This window comes from Kineococcus sp. G2, assembly GCF_037154035.1.
Classification (GTDB): Bacteria; Actinomycetota; Actinomycetes; order Actinomycetales; family Kineococcaceae; genus Kineococcus.
Map to the genome: position 1 here is coordinate 1 of NZ_JBBBEM010000147.1, position 4411 is coordinate 4411.

Here is a 4411-nt window from a genome sequence, read left to right on the forward strand (position 1 = left end):
CGGATGGTGGGCTGGGCCAGGGTGACCCGCTCACCCCCGGCGGACTCGATGGACCCGGTGGACTCCGACTGCGCGCCGCCGGTGCTGCGCAGCAGCACGGCCGCGTCCCCGGTGGCCGTCGCGCCGGCGAGCTCGTCGGCGGGGCTGCGGCCGGCGTCGACGACGTGAAGCTCGGCGTGCGCGACGTCGGCGGCGGGCACGCGCACCTCGACGGTGGAGCGCCGGCCCAGCGAGCCGACCCACAGCGGGTCGGAGCCGGTGACGCGGCTGCCGGCCTCCGCGGTGCCCGGGTCGGCGCCGTCGTCGTTCAGGGCCAGCTCGACCCACTCCGACCAGGTGCCGTCGGTGCGGGTGCGCACCGCGACCGACTCGGCGGCGGTGCCGCGCGGGAAGGTGACGCCGACCATCTGGCCGCCGTCCACCTCGACGCTGACGACGCTGAGCGCGGGAGCCGCGCGCAGCGTGCGGGCGGCCGCACCGCGCGGTGCGGGCACGGCAGCACCGGCGGTGGTGCTGGGGTGCTGCGCCAGCGGGTAGGCGGTCGTGGAGCCGCCGACCTGCACCGCGCCGGTGCTCAGGGCGGTGGCGGCCGCGGCCGGGCGGGCGCCCGTGCCGCTCAGGCAGGCCAGGACGGACAGCGCCCCGGCCCCCCCGCCGGCACGCAGCAGGGAACGTCGCGAGAAGCCCCCGGTCGTCCCGGTCTTCTCCTGGGCAGTCGCGGTCCACCGCATGACAACTCGGTCCTTCGCTCGACGACAGAGGCGGTCCACCCACACGGGTCAACGCACGTCACGGGCATCGGCACCTGACGGCTGGGGCTTGAGCGGGGACCGGCATCACCGCTCACCCTGACGGAGCGACTGCTGATGCTCAAGGTGCCTCAGAGAACGAGTCGGTAACAAAAGCGCCATCGACTACTCACTATGAGTGACGAAGCGTTCGGCCGCCCGGGTGACCGGGTGACCGGGGGACCCCCGGACAGCACGGCGCCCCGGGCGCTCGGCAGCGCCCGGGGCGGTGGGTGGACCGGTGCGCGGACCGGTGGGGGAGCGTTCAGCGCTGGCGCACGACCCCGAGCCGGTCGGTGGTCAGGCCGGGGAAGACCGACGACAGGCTCCCGGCGCCCAGGCGCTTCTGCAGCACCTCGGCGATGATCGCCCGGTAGTCCGTCGTGCCCGGCAGGTCCCCGTCCAGCAGGCGCTCCGGGGCCAGGCCCGGCCAGCGCCCGTGCACCCGCCCGCCCACCACGCCGCCGCCCAGCAGCAGCACCGCGTTGCCGTGCCCGTGGTCCAGCCCCCACGAGGCGTTCTCCTGCACCCGGCGGCCGAACTCCGACAGCGTCATGATCGTCGTGCTGGCGAACTTCGGCCCCAGGTCCGTCGCGAACGCCGCCAGCGCCGCGGACAGCTCCGTCAGCTTGTCGAACATCCAGCCGTGGTCCACGTGCCCGAAGTTCGCGTGCATGTCCCAGTCGCCGTAGTCCACCGTCAGCACCTGCACCGGCGCCCCCGAGCGCAGCAGCGCCGCCCCCTGCGCCAGCGACTTCCCCAGCGCGGTCGCCGGGTACGTCACCGTCGGGGCGGTCGCGGCGCCCGCGTAGCCGGCGACCTCCTCCATCGCGTCCAGCAGCGCGTTCGCCGGGGCCGCGGCCACCGCCGGCGCGTTGACGTGCATGCGCCGCAGGCCCGCGTGCCACAGGGGCCGGTCCGTGCCCGGGCCCACCAGGGCGAAGTCCTTCATCGACTGCATCGTCGTCTCCTGGTGCGGGCCCGCGAACGCCGGCGGCGCCTGCACCCCCACCTGCACGGCGTTCAGCAGCCCGCCGTCGCCCGTCACGCCCAGGGTGCGGTCGATCCAGCCCGTGCGCAGCGACGTGCCCGGCGCGGCCCGCTCCATCTCCTGCATGGCGGCGAAGTGCGAGCGCGACGGGCTGCCCTGCCCCACGGCGTGCACCGCGCCGAAGGTGCCCGAGCGCCAGAACGGCATCAGCGGCGCCATCGCCGGGTGCAGGCCGAACGTGTCGTCCAGCTTCAGCAGCGTCGAGGCCGGCACCGCCACGTTCGGGCGCGCCGCGTAGTACGCCGGGTCGCCGCCGGGCACCACCACCGACAGGCCGTCGAAACCGCCGTGCAGGGACAGCACCACCAGCGTCTCGCCGGTCCAGCCGGGCGCGGCGTAGGAGACCTGGGTGGACACGTCGCCCACCGTGAAGGCCGTCGTGCCGGCGGCCGCGGCGCCCAGGGCGGCCTTGAGCACGCCGCGCCGCGACACGCGCGCGGCCGCGACGGACCCCTCCTGGCAGGAGCAGCGGTCGGCCGGGCGGTCGGTGCGGGAGGTCACGGGACTGCTCACCTCTTCGAGAAGGTCGGGGTGTCGAGGACGAAGGCGGCCAGGTACGGGAAGCCCCAGCCCAGCCACGGCTCACGGGGGTCCAGGCGCTCGTCGGCGCGGCGCTCCAGGTACAGCAGGACCCCCGCCCGCTCGTCGGCGGTGATCGGGGAGTGCACGAGGCGCTCGGCCATCGCGTCCACCAGCGCGCCCCACGTGGCCGGCAGGGCCTGCGGCAGCAGCTGCCGCGCCGGCGTCCACGTCAGGTCCGGCGGGTACCAGGCGGCGGCGAAGTCCATGTGCCGGTTCCAGCGCTGCAGGGTCGCGTTGGGGGACTGCCACGCCGCCGCGGTGTCCGGGTAGCCGTCCGGCGCACCCCAGGCCAGCGGCGCGTGCCCGGCGTCCGAGGGCATCCAGTACAGCCGCTCGATCCCCTGCGTGCCCGAGCGCTCGGGCGCGACGCCCAGGGCGCGCAGCGTCGAGACGAAGTCCTCCTGCGGCGTCTTGTACTTCTGGCCGGCCGAGTCCCAGAACTCCGGGGCGCTGAACAGCGTCCACAGCACCGCGCGGATCGAGGCGCCCGTGGCCGTCCACGTCTGCGCCATGCGCTCCACCAGCGACGCCGGCGGCTCGTCGGCCACGAACCGCACCGCCAGGCGGCGGCTGACCCGCCGCGCCGTGGCCGGGTGCAGCGCCAGGTACCGCAGGTACCGCTCCGCCCAGCCCAGGCCCTCGTGCGGGGCGTGCGCCGGCCAGGAGAAGCCGAACGCCGTGCCGCCGCCGCTGTCGTGGCGGGCCGCGTCGAAGGTGAACAGGCCGTCCGCACCCACCGCCAGGCCCGTCAGCAGCCGCGCGCCCGCCTTCACGTCCGCCTCGGTGTAGCCGGCGTCCACGCCGACGGTGTGCAGCTCCAGCAGCTCACGGGCGTAGTTCTCGTTGGGGTGGGCCGCGCTGGAGCTGGTGTTGTCCAGGTACAGCAGCATCGACGGGCTCTTCGCCGACTCCACGAGCAGGTCCGCGAACGAGCCGAGCGCGTGCCGGCGGATCGTGCGGTCGTAGTCGGCGCGGTTGTCCCACACCTCCGAGGACGGGCAGGTGACGTGCAGCAGGTTGTTCCAGACGTCGACGACGACCTCCAGCAGCTGCCGCTCGCTCCAGACCTGGCGCAGCAGCGTGACGCGGCCCACCTCGAACATGAGGTCCCACTCCACCGACCAGTAGCCGGCGGCGTGCACCTCCGCGGTGGACCTCTTGTAGCGCTGGAAGCGGCCGACGTACTCATCGCACACCCGGTCCGCGACCGTCTCCGGCGCCAGCTGCGCCTCCAGCCACGCCTTCGTGCCCACCGCGGCGATCGCGTCGAGGTCCTGCGGGCGTGGGCCCCACGTGGCCCGTCGCAGCAGGTGCAGCTGGGCGGCGGGGGTGCTGGGGAAGAGGCGGTCGGCGGGGGCGGCCTTGCGCCGCCCCCGCGCGACGCGGGGCGCGGAGGACGAGGGAGCGGTGGGCACGCCACCGTCTCGGCAGTCGATCTCCGCGGCTTGAGCCGTCCGGGTGAGGGTCCCTCAGGTCAGCGCACGGTCAGGCGCCCGTCGCGCGCCCTCCAGGTGATGCTGCCGCCGGTGAAGTCGCTGCGGCGACCACCGGGGACGTCGTACTCGTCGCTGCGGGGGTAGCCCAGCCGGGAGTTCTCCCAGCCCAGCGAGGCCCACCGGTCCCGGATGGCGCCGAACACCACGTGCGCCCCCGTGCGCGGGGAGAAGTAGATCGAGCCGCCCTGGAAGTGGGTGAACGCCCCGCCGGGCAGGAGCACCTCGTCGGTCAGGGGGTAGCCCAGGAAGGAGTTCTCCCAGCCCAGCGAGGCGTACTTCTCCCGGATCAGGCCGTACACCGCGTGCGTGCCCGTCGCGGGGTGCGAGTAGATCGAGCCCGCCTGGTAGTGCCGGTAGCGGCCGCCGTCGCGCGCCGGCCCCTCCGCCCGCGTGGGGTTCCCCAGGTAGCCGCTGCCCAGCTGGGCGTACTTGGTGTCCACGGCGCTGAGGCCACCGGACATCAGCTGGGCGACGCGGGTGCGGATGGTGTCCAT

At 75.0% G+C, this 4411-nt stretch carries 3 protein-coding genes and 1 pseudogene; all 4 read right to left on the minus strand.

Annotated elements, in window-relative coordinates:
- A pseudogene (locus tag V9U69_RS19175) lies at positions 1 to 731 on the minus strand (hypothetical protein); the annotation flags it as partial.
- A gap of 322 nt (positions 732 to 1053) precedes the next feature.
- Positions 1054 to 2352, minus strand: a complete 1299-nt coding sequence (locus tag V9U69_RS19180) for a DUF1501 domain-containing protein (RefSeq protein WP_337063505.1) — start codon at positions 2350 to 2352, stop codon at positions 1054 to 1056.
- Entirely contained in the window at positions 2349 to 3836 is a 1488-nt protein-coding gene (locus tag V9U69_RS19185; RefSeq protein WP_337063507.1) for a DUF1800 domain-containing protein, read from the minus strand. The genes V9U69_RS19180 and V9U69_RS19185 overlap by 4 nt, the downstream gene beginning before the upstream one ends.
- Before the next feature lie 59 nt (positions 3837 to 3895).
- On the minus strand, positions 3896 to 4411 hold a 516-nt coding region (locus V9U69_RS19190; RefSeq protein ID WP_442907840.1), incomplete at its 5' end, for an LGFP repeat-containing protein.